This window comes from Xaviernesmea rhizosphaerae (assembly GCF_001938945.1).
Lineage (GTDB): Bacteria > Pseudomonadota > Alphaproteobacteria > Rhizobiales > Rhizobiaceae > Xaviernesmea > Xaviernesmea rhizosphaerae.
In genome coordinates, this window is the sequence record NZ_MKIO01000039.1 from 153,159 (window position 1) to 170,716 (window position 17,558).

Genomic DNA, 17,558 nt, shown 5'->3' on the forward strand with positions numbered 1-17,558 from the left:
GCCGGTTCCTGATGGAGTGCGGCTGCCGCGCAATGCGGGGGATTGCCTTGCTTTAAGCCGCGGCCTTGGCGAGCGCAGCCTTCTGCTTGGCGAAGGCCCAGTCGAGCCAGGGCATCAGCGCGTCCATGTCTGCGGTCTCGATCGTCGCGCCGGCCCAGATGCGCAGGCCCGACGGGGCATCGCGATAGGCGCCGATGTCATGGGCGACGCCCTTCGCTTCCAAAGCCGCAACCAGGCCCTTGGCGAAGGCGGCCTGCGCCTTGTCGTCCAGTGCCGTGACCTCGGGATCGACGATCTTGAGGCAGACGGAGGTGTTGGAGCGGGTGGCCGGCTCTTCCGCCAGATTGGCGATCCACGGCGTCTTTTCGACGAAGTCGAAGATCACCTTGGCATTTGCGTCGGCACGCGCCATCAGCGCCTTGAGGCCGCCGATCGACTTCGCCCAGTTCAGCGCGTCGATATAGTCTTCCACGCAGAGCATGGAGGGCGTGTTGATGGTCTCGCCTTCGAAGATGCCTTCGATCAGCTTGCCGCCCTTGGTCATGCGGAAGATCTTCGGCAGCGGCCAGGCCGGGGCATAGGATTCCAGCCGGGCGACGGCGCGCGGGCTGAGGATCAGCACGCCATGGCTGCCTTCACCGCCGAGCACCTTCTGCCAGGAGAAGGTGACGACATCGAGCTTGGAGAAGTCCATGTCCTGGGCAAAGGCCGCCGAGGTGGCGTCGCAGATCGTCAGGCCCTGGCGGTCGGCCGGGATGAAATCGGCATTGGGAACGCGAACGCCCGAGGTGGTGCCGTTCCAGGTGAAGACGACATCGCGGTCGAAATCGAGTGCCGCCAGATCCGGCAGCTTGCCGTAATCGGCCTCGAACTTGCGCACGTCGGGCAGCTTCAGCTGCTTGACCACGTCGGTGACCCAGCCAGAGCCAAAGCTTTCCCAGGCGACCATATCGACGCCGCGTGCGCCGAGCAGCGACCAGAGCGCCATTTCGACGGCGCCGGTGTCGGAGGCCGGCACGATGCCGATGCGGTAATCCGCCGGAACCTCAAGAATTTCGCGGGTGAGATCGATGGCCAGCTTCAGCTTGGCCTTGCCAACCTTGGCCCTGTGCGAGCGGCCGAGCGGCGCATCGGAGAGGGCATCGAGCGACCAACCGGGGCGCTTCGAGCAGGGGCCAGAAGAGAAATGGGTATTGTTCGGACGTACGTCCGGCGTTGCGAGATCCGCCATGATGGCTATCCTTCCAGATAGAAAGCCTCTCGTTGGGGAGAGGTGTCCCGCCGCCGTGTTTAAGCGGGTGTGCGGACTAAGTCAAGCAAGCCGTGTCGTTATGATGACGGAATCTGTCGCGGGGTGGAAAGACGACAAAAAGGCGACGCCCTTGCGGGTGCCGCCTTATAGCTGTCGGGGAGGGGAAAGACACCGCGCGCGGCGGCGCCTTTGAAGCGCGCCGCGTCCGCTGTCCGTATCTCAGTTAAACGTATAGCGCAGGCCGGCGCGCAGTTCGTGGCGGCGAAGCCCGTCGTCGCGCGTCTTGTCGCCGGTCGCGCCGTTTTCGGCTTCCCAGCCCTTGTAGTCGAAGATCTTGCCGGCGGCGATGTCGCTGTAGCGATAACCGACATCCAGGGCGAGATTGTCCGACAGGCTGTAGGAGGCGCCGGCCATCAGCGCATAGGTAAAGCGCCAGCTGGCATCGCCGCTATAGGTTTCCCCGGCCAGCGCGTTGCCGGTGCAGCTCTGCCCGCCCGGCAGGCAGGTCCAGCGCTCCTTGACGGTGCCATAGGACAGGCGCGTTGCGCCGACGCCGGCGCCGATATACGGCGTGATGCCGGAAATGGTCGCCAGATCGACATAGCCATTGGCCATGAGGCTGATGCCTTCATAATCGGCGCGGTGAGAGTGCTGGCAATTGGTGCCATCCGGGCCGCTCGGCTCGCCGGAGCAGGCGCCGAGCACCTTGCTCTCGCCTTTGAAGGTGCCCCGGAAATATTCGGCTGTCAGGTCCGTGCGCAGCATGTCGTTGATCCTGGCGCCGACACCGATGCTGCCGGCGATGGGTTCGCCAAAGCGGACCTCGTCGAAGCCGATCCTGCGGGTGCCGTGACCGTCAAAGGCCTTCAGCGTGGCGTCGCCGCCTTCGCTCTTCACCGTGAAGCCGATGTCGCCGCGCAGATAGAGCGCCGGGCTGTCGGAGGCCTTGCCGACGACAACTTCCGGCACCTGTTCATAGGAAAGATCGGCGCCCTGCGCCGGTGCGCTTGCCGCGCCAGCCGCGAGCAGCCCTGCAGCCATCCAGTTCCAGCGTGTCATCCCGTGCCCCTGCCGGTTCAGGTCGAGGGACGAAGTCGCTCGACGATCCAAAACATGGGCTGATTTTTCGCCTTTTATGATTAAAAGACCGTTAAGATCGGTATGATCGGACGTTAAGGTTTCGCGGTTGAGCGCGTTCAGTTGCTCTCTTTGCGCGGGCGCTGCGGCGTTTCCGCGCAGCTTGCGACGGGTCTTAGGCCCGGGCGGAGCGGCCGCGTTCGGCCACGGCAATGCCGCTCAGCGCCAGCACCAGCGCGCCGATATGGAAGGCGTGCAGCGTTTCGCCAAGAAAGGCGAGGGACAGCAGGGTGCCGAAGATCGGGATCAGGTTAATGAAGAGCCCGGCGCGGTTCGGGCCGATCATCTCGACCCCGCGCACATAGAGGATCTGCGAGATCAGCGAGGGCATGAGCCCGGCAAACAGCGCCACGGCCCAGCCGGTCGCATCCGGCAGGCGGCTCTGGCCCAGGGCCGCTTCGACCGACAGCGGAACAAGCGAGGCGAGCAGGGCGCCGAGGACCGAGGCCGAGATCAGGCTCTGCCAGTGAATGGCCGGCTTGTAGCGAAGCGTCACGGTATAGATGGCATAGACCAGCACTGCCGCCATCATCAGCGCATCGCCGCGGTTGAGGTCGAGCGCCAACAGGCGCGAGGGCTCGCCATGCGAGACGGCCAGGGCGACGCCTGACAGGGTGAGGGCGAAGCCGATCCACTGGGCCGCAACGACGCCTGTGCGAAACAGGATGAAATTGAGCGCGAAGATCGCCATGGGCACGGCGGCCTGGGCGATGACGGCATTGATCGCGCTGGTATATTGCAGCGCCAGATAGAGGAAGGCGTTGAAGCCGGTGAAGCCCACCGCGCCATAGCCGAGCAGAAGCGGCAGATGCCGGCGGATGACGGGCCAGTCGCGGCGCACCTGCGGCCCGGCGAAGGTGGCAAGCGCGATGCCGGCGATGATCCACCGCAGGCTGTTGAGCATCATCGGGCTGACATGGTCCACCGCCATTTTGCCCGCTACGGAATTGCCGCCCCAGATCAGCGTGGTGATCACCAGGAAGACATAGGCTTTGGCATTGCTGGCAGAGGACGGCATGGCCGCACCGTTAGAGCATTTCCGGCCGAGGCTGCAAGCGCTTTGGCATCGCCCGATGCGGTGAAAACAACCGATTGGGGACGGGAGTGGGAAAAGTGCGGTGCGCCGGCGTCCATCGCCCGTGCTCACGTCAGGACAAAAATCGGCTTGCTATGGAGAGAGGCCGTCTCGGTAGGCAAACAGTGAAAGACGTGGGTTTTCCGGTCTCCGCACGTCTGTTGCATGCCCTGACTGGCCGGGCTCAAGGGTAGCGGCCGGCGGCGAAAGATTATGTTTTCTTGCTTTTCGCCTTGGAAATGCGCGGATTTCAAGTCACCGGCCGTGAGTTTCCGGCCTGCGGGAGTCGATTTCCCCGGAACAAGACAGTATAGATGCGCGGATTTTACCGGCAGGCGGCAGCCTGCGCGTCAGCGATGGGATAGGAAATATGACGAACGTCGTGGTGGTCGGCTCGCAGTGGGGCGACGAGGGCAAGGGCAAGATCGTCGACTGGCTTTCCGAGCGCGCCGATGTCGTCGTGCGCTTCCAGGGCGGCCATAATGCCGGCCACACGCTGGTGATCGACGGCGTCAGCTACAAGCTGTCGCTCTTGCCCTCCGGCGTCGTGCGTCCGGGCAAGCTGGCCGTGATCGGCAATGGCGTCGTCATCGATCCGCATGCGCTGATCGCCGAGATGGAACGGCTGGCCAAGCAGGGCGTGACGGTGACGCCGGAAAGCCTGCGCATCGCCGACAACGCCACGCTGATCCTCTCGCTGCACCGCGAGCTCGACGGTATCCGCGAGGATGCCGCCTCCAACAGCGGTACCAAGATCGGCACCACCCGCCGCGGCATCGGCCCGGCCTATGAGGACAAGGTCGGCCGCCGCGCCATCCGCGTCATGGATCTGGCCGATCTCGATACGCTGCCCGCCAAGGTCGATCGCCTGCTGACGCATCACAATGCGCTGCGCCGGGGTCTGGGCGAGGCCGAGGTCGCTCATGCGGCGATCATGGAGGAGCTGTCCTCGGTCGCCGAGCGCGTGCTGCCCTTCATGGAGACGGTCTGGGCGCTGCTCGACCAGAAGCGCCGCAAGGGCGCGCGCATCCTGTTTGAAGGCGCGCAGGGCACGCTGCTCGACATCGACCACGGCACCTATCCCTTCGTCACCTCGTCCAACACGGTGGCCGGCCAGGCTGCCGCTGGATCGGGCATGGGCCCGGGCGCGCTCGGCTATATCCTCGGCATCACCAAGGCCTATACCACCCGCGTCGGCGAAGGCCCGTTCCCGACCGAGCTGCATGACGAGATCGGCCAGTTCCTGGGCGAGAAGGGCCATGAATTCGGCACGGTCACCGGGCGCAAGCGCCGCTGCGGCTGGTTCGATGCCGCGCTCGTGCGCCAGTCGGTCGCCGTCAACGGCATTACCGGCATCGCACTGACCAAGCTCGACGTTCTCGATGGCCTGGACGAGCTGAAGATCTGCGTCGGCTACAAGCTCGACGGTGAGGAGATCGACCATCTTCCGGCCGCGCAAGCCGCGCAGGCACGCTGCGAGCCGATCTATATCACGCTCGAAGGCTGGAAGGAATCGACCGTCGGCGCCCGCTCCTGGGCGGATCTTCCGGCGCAGGCGATCAAATATGTGCGCCAGGTCGAGGAACTGATCGGCGCGCCGGTCGCCCTTCTGTCGACAAGCCCCGAGCGGGACGACACCATACTTGTGACGGACCCGTTTGAGGACTAATTTGGGGTTAATGGCTTGACAGCCGCTCCCCACGGCCTCGCAGGCATTTTGAGAAAGTTCTGATGGCGGATTTTGTAGCAGTTATTCGCAGGACCGTTGACGGCCTGTCCGACAATAGTCCCGAAATGCGCGCGCGAGTCTATGAAAAGGCGCGCGGCGCCGTTCGCCGTCAGCTGGAAGGCATGAAGCCGCGGCCGTCTGACGACATGATCCAGCGTCAGATGACCAAGCTCGAAGCGGCGATCACCGATGTCGAGAGCGATTTCAGCGAGGCCGTCGTCGAGGAGGCTCCTCTTGATGAGGCCGCTGTCGAGGAGGTCGTGGCGGCGCAGGATGTCTCCGCCGACCAGCCGATTGCCGAACCTGAACCCGCAGCCGAAACGCAGCATGAGGCGGACCCGGCCCATGGCCCCACGTCTTCGCAAGCCTATTCGGCGGCGGAGGACCATCAGACCGTTGCAGATCGGCCCGTTGCAGATCAGCAGGGGCCGGTCGGCGAGCCGCCGGCCGATGCCTGGGCCGCGCCGGCTTCCGATGCGACCGCCCCCGATGCCGTGACGCACGAGGCCGCCGTGCATCATGCGGCCGTGGCCGACGATGCCGCCCGCGCCGAGGACGAGCTCGCCCATGTCGCGCCGACCTGGCAGGAGGCTCCGGCAGAGACGGCGCCCGCCTATGAGCACCAGCCGGCTGCCGCTCATGACGCGTCTGCCCCCATTGCCGATCACCATGCCTATGATCCGGTCGAGGCCGGGCCTGTCGATGGCTATGTGCCGATCGAGCAGACGGAAGCTGCGGCCGAGGATGCGCCGGCCGGACATGACGCGGACAGCCACGAAGCGGTGGCGTCTTACGATGAGGCAACGCCGTCCAGCCATTGGCAGGATGAGCCTCATGACGTCAGCCAGACGGATCACAGCGCCTGGCAGGCGCATGAGGATGCCGTCCATGCGCGCGCCGAGGATCATGCCGCGCAGGAGGCCTATGCCCCGCACAACGATCCCGAGGCTGTGTATGCCGCGGAGCACCCGCTCGGGCCGGCAGAGCCCGAGACCGGCTGGGATGCGCATCCGGCAGCAGCCGAGCCCTGGCAGGATCCGCATCATGACGCGGGACAGCAGGCGGAAGAGGCGCCGTCCTGGCCTGAGCCTGTCAGCCACCCTGCCGGCGACGCGGCGGCCGATGACGCTGCGCGCGCGCTGGCGGAAGAATATGACGACCTTTCGGGCGCCACGCCTGCGCCCGTCTTTGAGACGCGCGATCACGGCACGGTGGCGATGCCGGCCGCGGCGGATCTGCAGGATGTCTGGGCGGCTCCGGCCCAACCCTTGGCGCCCGAGGTCTATGCGCCCGAACCCCATACAGCCGAACGCCATACATCCGAGTTTCATGCGACCGAGGCTTATGCGCCCGAACCGGCGCCTGACCATGCCCGTGACAATGCGCAGGCCGTCGCCTCGGCCGAGGATGATGCCGCCGCCGCGCTTGCGCAGGCCTATGGGCGCGAGACCGATGATCCGGCCCCGCAGGCTGCCTCCGACAAGGCGCAGGCGGCCAATTGGGAACTGCCGGAATGGACGGCTTCGGCTGGGCCCGTTCACGCGCATGTCGAGCCGGAATGGCATCAGTCGGCCGGCCATGTCGATTACGCGGTCGAGCCGGACGCCGTGATCATACCCGCGCCGGCTTCGCCCGCGACCGCGACAGGAGCGGAGCCGGTCACGGCGCAGGACAACACGCAGGCTTCTGCGGCCGGTTGGAGCTGGGACGACAAGGACCCGTTTGCGGCCGCGCCGGATGGCGAGAAGCGGGCTGCCCCGGAGGAGAAGTCCGACGAGGCGATTGGCTGGGCCTGGCCTGTCGAGGCACAGCCGGCCGATCCCAAGGTCGAGGCCGAGCAGCAGAACTGGGAGGCGATCGACGCGCTCCTGTCGGCGCGCGGTGTCACGCCGGAAGGCGTGGTGTCTCCGGCCGCGGTCGCCGAAGCCCCGATCGCGCCTGCCCGCCCGATCTCCTACCGCGCCGAACCCAAGCCGCCGCGCTTCAGCATCAAGAAAGCGGTGAGCCTGCTTGTCTTGCTGGGTCTGCTCGGCGGCGGCGGTTATGCCTATTGGTCGCATCGCGACGTGGTGGACGGCTGGGTCGGCAAGCTGATGGCGTCTGCCAGCGTGCCCGCGCCGAGCCAGGCGCCCGGCAACGGCACGCAGGCTAATGGCAGCGGTCAAAGCGCCACCACGGACACTGCGGCTGTGATCAACAAATTCACCCAGCGCCTGCAGGCGGATGGCTCGGAGATCGATGAGGGCGTGGCGCCGGCCGCCGGCCGCTCCACGGCGGATGAGGGCCGTTCCGTCTCGCCGCAGACCGAGGCCAGCAAGCCGGTCGAGACCGCGCAGGCTTCGCCCGCGCCCACGCCGGGCAGCGCCGCACCGGCCGCGACGGGCAGCGCTGCACCGGCAGATGCTCCCGCGCCCGCCGCCCCGCCTTCCGCCACGACGCCGGCGGGCACGCCCGCCACGGTGGAAGTGCCGGCCGGTGCGCAAAAGATGTTCCTGTACGAGGAGCGTCTCGGCCAGGCCGCGCCGACCGCGATCGAGGGCAGCGTTGCCTGGACGCTGAAGGAAGAGACGCCCGATGGTGCCAGCCGGCCCGAGCCGGTGATTCAGGCGCAGATCACGGTGCCCAACCGTGGGCTGACGGCGCTGATGACGATCAAGCGCAATTCCGACACCTCGCTGCCGGCCAGCCATGTGATCGAATTCGTCTTCTCGCTGCCGGCGAATTTCGAAGGCGGCAGCATTGCCGGCGTGCAGCGCGTGTCGATGAAGCGCACCGAGCAGGATCGCGGCGACGCGCTGATCGGCGTGCCCGCCAAGATCACCGACGACTTCCACATGATCGCGCTCAACGATTTCCCGGAGGCCGTGAAGACCAATCTCGACCTTCTGGCCAACCGCAGCTGGATCGACATTCCCCTGACCTACCGCAACGGACGCCGCGCTCTGCTCACCCTCGACAAGGGCTCAGCCGGCGCGGATGCCTTCAGCCGGGCGTTGAAGACCTGGGCCGCGATCAAGCCTTCCGCCGGCTGAGAACGATCGGATCACGCTTCTATGAGACAACGCCCTGCAGCCAAGGCCGCAGGGCGTTTTCGTTTGCGGCACTTGAGACGACTGTCCACAGCAAAAAGCACCGGCGGCTGGCGGCCGCCGGTGCTTTGAGAGGGGTCATCCAAGCCTGTCGCATGCACGTCTATCGCATGGACCCAAAAAGCGGGCTCCGGTCTTCCAAAAAAATGCGACGCTCTCTGGCCGATCAGGCCTCTTCAACGACGCGCAGCGCCTTTTCGCGGTCGGACGCGGCCTTGCGCACGGCATCCTGAACCTTTTCGAAGGCGCGCACTTCGATCTGGCGCACGCGTTCGCGGCTGATCTCGAATTCGCTGGAGAGTTCCTCCAGCGTCACCGGATCTTCCGAGAGGCGGCGGGCTTCAAAGATGCGGCGCTCGCGGTCGTTGAGCGTCTTCATGGCGCCCGAGAGCAGCGAACGGCGATCTTCCAGTTCGTCCTGCTCGATCAACATGGTCTCCTGGCTGTCATGCTCGTCCACCAGCCAGTCCTGCCATTGGCCGCTATCGCCTTCTGCCGCCTTGATCGGCGCATTGAGCGAGGCGTCGCCGGACAGGCGCTGGTTCATCGACATGACTTCGTCTTCGGAGACGTTGAGCGTCTTGGCGATCTGCTTGACCTGATCGGGCTTCAGGTCGCCCTCGTCGAGCGCCTGCAGCTTGCCCTTGAGGCGGCGCAGATTGAAGAACAGCCGCTTCTGATTGGCGGTCGTGCCCATCTTCACCAGCGACCAGGACCGCAGGATATATTCCTGGATCGAGGCCTTGATCCACCACATGGCATAGGTGGCCAGGCGGAAGCCGCGCTCGGGGTCGAATTTCTTCACGGCCTGCATCAGGCCGACATTGCCCTCGGACACCACTTCGCCGATCGGCAGGCCATAGCCGCGATAGCCCATCGCGATCTTGGCGACGAGACGCAGATGGCTGGTGACGAGTTCGTGGGCGGCCTTCAGGTCACCATGCTCGTGGTAACGCTTGGCCAGCATATATTCCTGCTGCGGTTCCAGCATCGGAAACCGGCGGATTTCGTCGAGGTAACGGTTCAGGCCGCCTTCGCCGGCGGCAATGGTGGGCAAGGTATTCCGGGCCATGAAGCACCCCCTTTTCTCGGCAATGCCGGCGCCAGACACAAGGCCGCCAGGCATTCATGCGTTTTATCAAACCGCACGGATCTCAAGATAGGTATGGCGCAGACACGGTTCAAGGGCCGGCGGCGCCAAGCGCCACCAGTCCCTTTTCGTGCAATTTCGCCATAGATCGGGCCTTTGAGCGCCAGTTCAAGGCGCAGGACCAATTTTCCGTCTGCGGCGTCAGTGGCGGATCGACGACCCGTCCTGTTCCTGCTCCGCGCCCAGCGCATCGCCGGACGAGCGCGACAGGCGCACGCGATTGTCATCGACGCTCTCGACGAGATCGAGCGGAATGAAGTGATGATGCCCGTCATGCTCCGAGCCGCTGTCCTTCTTGGTCAGCTTGATCCGGTTGCCTTCGACACGGTCGACCGTGCCGACATGCATGCCATCGGCGCCGATCACTTCAGCATGTTCGCGAATTTCGGAGGCGTTGATCATGGGGTTTCTCCCTGCTTGTTGATGGACCGGTTATGCCCGGCTCATCGACAAACGCCCCATCGGATAAAAAGATGCAGAAAGCCACGCGGGAATTTTCCCTTTTTCCTGCAGCTTGCGCGCGCCTATTCCGCCAGCGCGAGCGCAAGGGCGCGCATATCCTCCGGCATCGGCGCCTCGAAGGTCATGGTCTCGCCGCTTGAGGGATGTTCGAAGCCCAGCAGGAAGGCATGCAGCGCCTGGCGGTGAAAGCCGAGCACCACCTCCTGTGCCCGCTCGGGCAGGCGGTTGGCCTTGGTGCGGAAGGCGGCGCCATAATCGGGGTCGCCGATCAGCGGATGGCCGATATGGGCCATGTGCACGCGGATCTGGTGGGTGCGCCCGGTTTCCAGCCGGCATTCCACCATGGAGGCGAGCGCGGTGGCATCCGGCTTTTCGTGATAGCGCTCCACCACCGTATAATGGGTGATCGCCTCGCGCGCGTCGTCGGCATCCTCGCGCTTGACCGCGCGCTTCACCCGGTCGGCGGCGCGGCCGAGCGGCGCATCGATCGTGCCCTTCAGGCTGCGCGGACGGCCCCAGACGATCGCCTGGTAGGCGCGCTCCAGCGGGCCGTTGCGGCCATGATCGGCGAATTGCGCGGAGAGATGGCGGTGGGCGAGGTCGTTCTTGGCCACCACCATCACCCCGCTCGTATCCTTGTCCAGCCGGTGGACGATGCCGGGACGGCGCACGCCGCCAATGCCGGAAAGGCTCTCGCCGCAATGATGGATCAGCGCGTTGACCAGCGTTCCGCTCCAGTTGCCGGCGCCGGGATGCACCACCAGCCCCGCCGGCTTGACCAGAACGATCACGTCGGCATCCTCATGCAGCACATCCAGGGGAATGTCTTCCGGCGCGGGCTCCGCATCCTCCGGCTCCGGCAGGACAATCTCGAAGAGATCGCCGGGGGCGACCTTGCGCTTCGGCTCGGTCACGGGCTTGCCGTTGACGTGGACAGCGCCCTCCTCGATCAGACTCTTGATGCGGTTGCGCGAGAGCGCCCCATCGAGCGCGTCGGCGAGGAAGGCGTCCATGCGGCCCGAGGCCGTCTCTTCCGCCTTCACCACTTTCTTCTTTGCCGAGGCTTCGTTAAAGGGGTCGATCATCGCTGCAGAAAATCCAAGAACAGAAAAGGGCGCCTGATGTCGCTTCAGCAGGAACAGGACGAACAGGAAGACAAGCCGCTCGATCCGGCCATGGAAAGCGTGCGCCGGAAGATGATGCGTCTTCAGCTCGTCTCGGGCGGCATCATGATGGTGATGTTTATGGCGGTGCTGGGCGCGATTGTCTACAAGGTCACCCGGCCGCCGGCCGGCGCGCCTGTTGAGAACCTCGACGCCGCGGCCATTCCCGCCGGCGTGCCGGTCGAGGCGGTGGCCGCCCTTCCGGCAGGCTTCGCCATCGATCAGGTGGCGCTCTCGGGCCGGCAGATCCTGTTTTACGGCCGTGACGGCGCGGGCACCCGCCAGGCGATCGTGTTCGATTATGCCGCCGGCCGCATCCTCGCCACCGTCCGCATCGCGCCCTGAGGGCTTGATGGCCTGCCACCCTCCAGAACCCTGAGCCGCCATGACCTTCAATCCGATCGACATCGCCGATGCCGACGATCCCCGGATCGCCGCCTTCCGGTCGATCCGCGAGCGGGACATGACCGGGCGCGAGGGCCGCTTCATTGCCGAGGGCACAGTGGTGCTGCGCATGCTGGCGGCAGCGCATGCGCAGGCGCGCGGTTTTCACGCAGAAGCAATCCTGATCCTGCGCAGCCGGCTGGCGGGCGTGGCCGAGATCCTTGCGTGCTTCCCCTCAGATGTTCCGGTCTATGTCGCCGAGCCCGCCGTGTTCAACGCCATTGCCGGCTTCGACATGCATCGCGGCGTGCTGGCGATCGGCCGCCGCGCCGAAGCGCCGGGTCTCAAGGACCTGCTCGCCACCGCGCCGCCGCTGGTGCTGGCGGCCTGCGGCCTGTCGAATCACGACAATATGGGCGCGCTGTTTCGCAATGCCGCCGCCTTTGGCGCCGGCGCCGTGGTCATGGACCGCACCGCCTGCGACCCCACCTACCGCAAATCGATCCGGGTGTCGGTCGGCGCGGTGCTGACCGTGCCCTTCGCGCGGGAGGGGTCGATCGAGACCGTGATCGGCGCGCTGATTGCCGAGGGCTACGCACTCTGGGGCCTGTCGCCGCGCGGGCGCGTGGCGCTCGATGCCATCCCGCCGGCACCCCGCACCGCGCTGCTCGTCGGCACCGAGGGGGAGGGCCTGCCCGACGCGATCATGGCCGCGATCGACACGGCCCGCATCGCCCAGGCGCCGGGTCTCGACAGCCTCAACGTGGCCACCGCCGCAGCTATCGCGCTGCATCGGATCGCCACGGTCAACGGGCTGGTCGGTTAGAGTGTCGGGCCAAAGGCCGCTTCCTGCTGATCGGTCCGATGATGTGATGGCGTCACGCCGGACGCGGCCGTTCGTCGGTTTCCAGCAGAATCTTGATCCGGTCGGCGAGGCTCTCGCGGTCCTGCCGCAGCCTGAGGGTCTCCTTGCCGATCAGGCCCGGAATGGGCGAGGCCTCGCCCTCGCGCGCGGCTGTCCCGGCCACGCTGCGGGCGGCGAGCGCCGCCAGGTCGAGCCGAAGGCCATCATCCTCATCGGGATCGGCCGCCATCAGCCTTTCCACGAAATGATCGATCTCCTCCGTCGAGGGCGCCACGGCCTGAGATGAATGTGGCTCCTGCGGCGGGGACTGGACGGTGTCCGTGACCGTCTGTTCCTCGGCATGCAAGGTCTGAGGCTGCCGGGATGCCGGCAGGCGCAAGGGGGCGAAGGCATTGAGCCGCGCCTTGAGATCGGCAAGCCTGTCGGCATCGGCCGCGATCTCCGCGGTCCGCGCTGCCGGCTCCGATGCGGGCACGTCATGGCCATCCGCAGCTTCGGCATCCTCCGCTTGCCGGCGCAGGGCTTCAGCGCGCGCGCGGGCCTCCTGGCGCAGGCGCTGCTGCTCGTCCTCGGGCGTCGGGCCAGCATTGGGCGTCTCTTCGGCTGCCGTGTCGCCCGCCTGCGCCGGCTCGGTTTGCGCCGGTGCCTCCACAGGACGCAGGGCCTCGATCTCCTGGCGGGCGGCGTCGAGTTCGGATTCCAGCGTCTCGATCGTCGTCTTCATCCCGGCAATGTCCGTTTCGAGCGCCGCCTGCCGTTCCCGCGCCTCGAAGAGCGCCTTTTCCACCTCGGCGGTCTTGAGCATCTCGGCCGTTGCCCGCTCGCGTTCACGGCGCACTGCAAAGGAGAGGCGGGCGGCTTCCGCGGCATGTTCGGCGCGCACGGCATCCTTCTGGGCGCGCACCTCCTGCGGCGAGATCGGCATGGTCGCGGTCAGCCGCTTTTCCGCGAAATAGACGATGCGGCGCTGGATCAGCGGCGCCACGAGCAGGCAGAGGAGCGCGGCAGTCAGAAAGCCGAGCGCGAAGAGAAGGGCATATTCGATCAACCGCGTCGTTCTCCTGATCCGCGCCAGAGCCTCGTCCGGCGGCGGCCTGGTCGCAGGCTGAGGGCCATGCCCGTTCAGCCTAAGGGTGCTCTGCAAGGATTAATACCAAGGCTCGCTGATAGGAACCCATAGGATGGCACAGGCTTGATCGCTGGCTCGGCGCGGTGCTCAGGGCGATGCTGCCGCATCGTCCAAGCGATGCAACAACTCCAGCGGTCAAGCCTGTGCCACCTCCGGCCGTCTTCCTGACGCTTCCGGCGGTGTCGACGCCCTCGACCGATGCGATGGCATCGCTCTTCGGACCTCTCCTAGCCGGAAACGACGGGAAGACGGTCCTATGGGTTCCTATCAGCGAGCCTTGGTATGACCCGTCGTCGCTTCTTTCCATGCGGAGCGGATGCAGCGCAAGGGCTTCGCGTCAGCCGGCCGTTCAACTGGCTCGATCAGAAGGGGTTCCAGGTCGGCTGTTCGGTCATCTTGAGATAGCCGACATTGATGCCCAGGCGCGCGCCGACACCGGTGCGGATCGGCACCAGCACGACATTGTCGTCGGTCAGCACGGTCATGCCGACGCCGGCCACCACATAGGCCGAGCCGGACACGCCACCATAGCGCTTGTAGAGGGCGGGAACCGATGGCAGGTTATAGACCAGCATCATGATGCGGCTGCCCTGGCCGCCGGCATCCAGGCCGAGCGAGGGGCCCTGCCAGAAGACATTGTGCTGACCGGCATTCTTGGTGTTGAGCTTGCCTTCGCCATAGGTGAGGCCTGCAACGAAGGCGCCGGAGCCTTCCTGGCCGAGAATATAGCCATTCGGCAGGCCGTAGCTCTGGAAGGCGCGCTCGACCACCTTGGCGAGGCCACCCGATGCCGAGCCGAAGAAGCCGTGGCCGGCATCGACGATCTCCTGCAGGCTGTATTGGCTGCCGGACGATTGCGCGGCGGCCTTTTGCGGCAGGCCGAAAGCGAAGACAAGCGCGATGAAGACTGGCGCGATCATGCAGGAAACGGCCGAAGGAAGCTTCAGCCGGGCGAAAGCGAAAAACGAGGGCATTGACATCCTCCATAAACGGCGCCGGCCGTGACGGCCGTGCGGGCGCCGGGGCCAGCCGGCGCGACGGCGAAAACCGTTACCATCTCAGACCAGGCGCGTTCTGCGCAATTTGACGGGCGCTGCTTAACAATCGGTTTACCAAATATGGTGTCTTTATGGTCGCAGGAACGGCTAAGCGGCAAAGCGCATGATCCGCTGGCAGGAGGCGCATGGCGGCCTGCCGGTGTTCATGCCGCATGAAACCTGCCTTTCGCGCCCGGGCACGGGTGCCGACAGGCGATGTGGCCTATCTGCCGGACAACAACGATGCCTGCATGTCGCATGGCCCCTGGGGCGCCCTGCGTCCCGCCTGGAGAGCAGCCGCAGACTTTGCGATCAGCGATGACGGGCCGAGCCGCCCGGGGGCTGACGCCTTATCAAGGAAGAAACCATGCCCAAGAATCCCAATCTGACGCTGACGGGTCCCGATCTGGCCGCGCTCCTGTGCAGCCGGGTGTGCCACGACATCATTTCCCCTGTTGGCGCGATCAACAACGGCCTGGAGCTTCTCGATGAAGGCGGCGCCGATGCCGACGCGATGGAGCTGATCCGGGCCAGCGCGCTCAATGCTTCGGTGCGGCTGAAATTTGCCCGGCTTGCCTTCGGCGCCTCCGGCTCCGTCGGCGCGTCGATCGACACGGGCGAGGCCGAAAAGGCCGCGCGCGACTTCGCCGCCGTCGAGAAGAAGACGGAGATCAGCTGGACCGGTCCGCGCGTGATCATCGCCAAGAACCGCGTCAAGCTCCTGCTCAACCTCTTCCTGATCGCCTATGGCGCGATCCCGCGCGGCGGCTCGCTCGATATCGTTCTCGACAATCCGGAATATGATGCGGAATTCACGCTGACGGCCAAGGGCCGGATGATGCGCGTGCCGCCGAAGCTGGTAGAGCTTCTTTCCGGCTCGCTGGAAGAGGCGATCGATGCCCACACCATCCAGCCCTATTACACCGTCCTCTTGGCCGACGAGGCCGGCATGGAGATCGACGTGCGCTCGACCGGCGAGGAAATCATCTTCACCGCGCGCATGGCGCAAGCAGCCTGACAGTCTGTTCAAGAATTGCTGTTGGTCTGACGAAAATGGTGATTTCGAGAACCGGAGCGGAGCGTACTTAAGGTCCGTGAGCACCGGAAGCGCAGAAATTGCAATTTGCAGTTTGCAGGCGGCTGGAGCATCAGACTGAAAATCGCACGCAGTCTGATGTTCCAATTTTTTGTTTTTGCATCGGATTTTTCCGAAAACCGGTTCCCACTTTTCGGTCCGATGCTCTAACGGCGATTATTGGACAGACTGTGAGGGCCGCAAAGCCCAAGCTCCCGGAGCTTGGGCACAGACGCACAGACGAGGAAGCGGGAGGGCAGGCGTCCCTTCCGCTTTTTGCGTTGCCGGCGATTGCGCGTCGTTTTGACGGCAGGACACGGGCTTTTGATCCATCCCGAGAATTTGATCGCACAAGTAACCTCTTATTTGCCTGATTTGGCTAATCTTCTTGCTCCGGGGCAAGGCCACGCCCAGGATGAATCCACGCAGGAGAGGAAGCTATGCAGCGTTTGATGATCGCCGACGAGTCCGATGTCGTTCGCAAGGTGGGCAAGCGGATTCTCGGTGGCATGGGCTTTGTCGTGGCCGAGGCCAGCAACGGCCTCGAAGCCCTCTCGCGCTGCGAGGCGGAACTGCCGAATATCATTATCGTCGATGCCGCGCTGGATGGCGCCCTGCAGCTGATTTCCAATCTGCGCCATCTGCCGAACGGCAAATCGGTGCGCATCTTTTATTGCGTCGTGGAAGCCGACCTGCGGAAGATGATGGCCGGCAAGCGCGCCGGCGCCGACGATTTCCTGCTCAAGCCCTTCGACCGCAAGATTCTGACCAGCGTTTTCGGTAGCCTCGCCGCCGCCGCCTGAAACGGCGGCGATCCTTGCTCTGTGATCCCCGGTCTGCGATCCCCGGTCTGCGATCCCCGGCCGGCTCAACCGAGAAGATGATCCAGCCAGGGCAGGCCGATGACGGCGGCGCAGGCGATCAGCCCAAGGCAGATGCGGCGGAAGGTTCCTTCATCCGCCAGGCCGAAAAGTCGGGCTCCGGCAAAAAGGCCGAGCCCATAGGCCGGCCCGACGGCCAGCGACAGCAGGAGTACCTCGCCGGTCAGCAGCCCGCTCCACAGATAGGACGTGGCGGTGAGCAGCGTGGACAGCGCAAAATAAACGACGAGATTGGCGCGAACCTGCGCCGCGGCAATCGCGCCGCCGAGCCAATAGGCCACCACGGGCGGCCCTGAAAGTTGGGCGACGCCGCCGAACAGGCCGGCGACAAGGCCGGTGGTCACGCCGAGGTGAGGGCGCGGCTTGCCGTGATAGCGCCAACCCGAGATCAGCAAAACCAGAAGTGCTGCGACGATCGCGCAGATGATCCAACGCAGCGTCAGCGTCGGCGCATGGCGCAGCAAGAGCGTGCCGGCCGGCACGCCGGCCAGCGCCCCAACGAGCAGCGTCGCCACTTCGCCCCGATCCGCCTTGCGCCACCCGTTCGGCAGCATGCCGAGTGTCAAAAGCCCGTCGATCGTCAGAAGCAGGGGTGCCGCGATCTGCGGTCCGGCAAGCCGGCTGGCGACGGGCACGAAGATCAAGGCGCCGCCAAATCCGGAAAAGCCGCGCGCCAGTCCGCCCACCAGCGCCGCCAGGGCCAGAAAGCCGATTTGGGACAACGGATGGACGGTCAGGAACTGTTCGATCATGAGACGTGGCCAGGATGGTGCGATGGCCCGTTTCAGGCCGCTATCGGCGCAGCCGGTATGGCGCCGCGACAAGACGCGCATCAGCCCTGCCGGTCGCGCCCTGTCAAGGCAGAGCGCATTCAGTGACTGCTCCCAAAAAGGCGCACCCGAACCCCCGGGTGCTCCGCAGCCGAGGCGAAAAAGGCGATTGCCAAATCCGGAAAGACTGCTATGTTCTCATGAACAAAAGAAGAACGATATCGGCTTTTGCCGGGGTGCTGAACAGGAAAGCGGCTGCCGGTTTTTGGAAAATCCGATGCAGGAGCAAAAGTCCAGGGCATTGGGCGGTATGGAATTCGTGGATCTGGCACGCTCTCAGGGCAGAAAATGGGAGGGCAC

15 protein-coding genes are annotated in these 17,558 nt (G+C 65.4%); 6 read left to right on the forward strand and 9 right to left on the reverse strand.

The genetic code is table 11. The features are described 5' to 3' along the window. Positions 1-52 precede the first annotated feature (52 nt). The 3 genes from BJF92_RS18805 to BJF92_RS18815 all read right to left on the reverse strand — a co-directional run bounded on the left by BJF92_RS18805 (position 53) and on the right by BJF92_RS18815 (position 3,407). Positions 53-1,231 (reverse strand): phosphoserine transaminase, encoded by a 1,179-nt coding sequence (locus tag BJF92_RS18805; RefSeq protein WP_075636274.1) that lies wholly within the window; start codon positions 1,229-1,231, stop codon positions 53-55. A gap of 240 nt (positions 1,232-1,471) precedes the next feature. Then, positions 1,472-2,311: an outer membrane protein gene (locus BJF92_RS18810; protein ID WP_075636275.1), complete on the reverse strand. Its 840-nt coding sequence runs from the start codon at positions 2,309-2,311 to the stop codon at positions 1,472-1,474. Positions 2,312-2,504: 193 nt separating this feature from the next. Continuing rightward, a complete protein-coding gene (locus BJF92_RS18815) occupies positions 2,505-3,407 on the reverse strand; it encodes a DMT family transporter (protein WP_075636276.1) in 903 nt (300 codons plus the stop codon). Between the two features lie 427 nt (positions 3,408-3,834). On the opposite strand from BJF92_RS18815, the gene BJF92_RS18820 reads away from it, so the two are divergent. Both BJF92_RS18820 and BJF92_RS18825 read left to right on the forward strand, forming a co-directional pair. Further along, positions 3,835-5,133, forward strand: a complete 1,299-nt coding sequence (locus BJF92_RS18820) for an adenylosuccinate synthase (RefSeq protein ID WP_075636277.1) — start codon at positions 3,835-3,837, stop codon at positions 5,131-5,133. A 62-nt stretch (positions 5,134-5,195) separates the two neighbouring features. Next, positions 5,196-8,225, forward strand: a complete 3,030-nt coding sequence (locus BJF92_RS18825; RefSeq protein WP_143524098.1) for a hypothetical protein — start codon at positions 5,196-5,198, stop codon at positions 8,223-8,225. A 223-nt stretch (positions 8,226-8,448) separates the two neighbouring features. Here the strand turns inward: BJF92_RS18825 and rpoH are convergent, their stop codons facing one another. The 3 genes from rpoH to BJF92_RS18840 form a co-directional block, all read right to left on the reverse strand. Further along, a complete protein-coding gene (gene rpoH / locus BJF92_RS18830) occupies positions 8,449-9,354 on the reverse strand; it encodes an RNA polymerase sigma factor RpoH (protein ID WP_075636279.1) in 906 nt (301 codons plus the stop codon). Between the two features lie 219 nt (positions 9,355-9,573). Continuing rightward, positions 9,574-9,834 (reverse strand): DUF2171 domain-containing protein, encoded by a 261-nt coding sequence (locus tag BJF92_RS18835; RefSeq protein ID WP_075636280.1) that lies wholly within the window; start codon positions 9,832-9,834, stop codon positions 9,574-9,576. A gap of 122 nt (positions 9,835-9,956) precedes the next feature. Continuing rightward, positions 9,957-10,979 (reverse strand): RluA family pseudouridine synthase, encoded by a 1,023-nt coding sequence (locus BJF92_RS18840; RefSeq protein ID WP_075636281.1) that lies wholly within the window; start codon positions 10,977-10,979, stop codon positions 9,957-9,959. A gap of 36 nt (positions 10,980-11,015) precedes the next feature. On the opposite strand from BJF92_RS18840, the gene BJF92_RS18845 reads away from it, so the two are divergent. Both BJF92_RS18845 and BJF92_RS18850 read left to right on the forward strand, forming a co-directional pair. Continuing rightward, positions 11,016-11,402, forward strand: a complete 387-nt coding sequence (locus BJF92_RS18845) for a hypothetical protein (RefSeq protein WP_075636282.1) — start codon at positions 11,016-11,018, stop codon at positions 11,400-11,402. A 40-nt stretch (positions 11,403-11,442) separates the two neighbouring features. Then, positions 11,443-12,267, forward strand: coding sequence for a TrmH family RNA methyltransferase (locus BJF92_RS18850; protein ID WP_075636283.1), 825 nt, complete (start codon positions 11,443-11,445; stop codon positions 12,265-12,267). Between the two features lie 52 nt (positions 12,268-12,319). Here the strand turns inward: BJF92_RS18850 and BJF92_RS18855 are convergent, their stop codons facing one another. Both BJF92_RS18855 and BJF92_RS18860 read right to left on the reverse strand, forming a co-directional pair. Further along, positions 12,320-13,354 carry a hypothetical protein gene (locus tag BJF92_RS18855; protein WP_075636284.1) on the reverse strand — a complete coding sequence of 345 codons (1,035 nt, stop codon included), beginning with the start codon at positions 13,352-13,354 and terminating at the stop codon, positions 12,320-12,322. A 443-nt stretch (positions 13,355-13,797) separates the two neighbouring features. After that, positions 13,798-14,355 (reverse strand): DUF1134 domain-containing protein, encoded by a 558-nt coding sequence (locus tag BJF92_RS18860; RefSeq protein ID WP_075636412.1) that lies wholly within the window; start codon positions 14,353-14,355, stop codon positions 13,798-13,800. A 484-nt stretch (positions 14,356-14,839) separates the two neighbouring features. Between BJF92_RS18860 and chpT the strand changes: the two genes are divergently transcribed. Together chpT and BJF92_RS18870 are read left to right on the forward strand one after the other, a co-directional pair. After that, a complete protein-coding gene (gene chpT / locus BJF92_RS18865) occupies positions 14,840-15,490 on the forward strand; it encodes a histidine phosphotransferase ChpT (protein WP_075636285.1) in 651 nt (216 codons plus the stop codon). Between the two features lie 497 nt (positions 15,491-15,987). Next, complete coding sequence (locus BJF92_RS18870) at positions 15,988-16,350, forward strand: response regulator (RefSeq protein ID WP_075636286.1); 363 nt, start codon at positions 15,988-15,990, stop codon at positions 16,348-16,350. 65 nt (positions 16,351-16,415) lie between these two features. Here the strand turns inward: BJF92_RS18870 and BJF92_RS18875 are convergent, their stop codons facing one another. Continuing rightward, positions 16,416-17,180: a sulfite exporter TauE/SafE family protein gene (locus BJF92_RS18875; protein ID WP_075636413.1), complete on the reverse strand. Its 765-nt coding sequence runs from the start codon at positions 17,178-17,180 to the stop codon at positions 16,416-16,418. Positions 17,181-17,558: the final 378 nt, after the last annotated feature.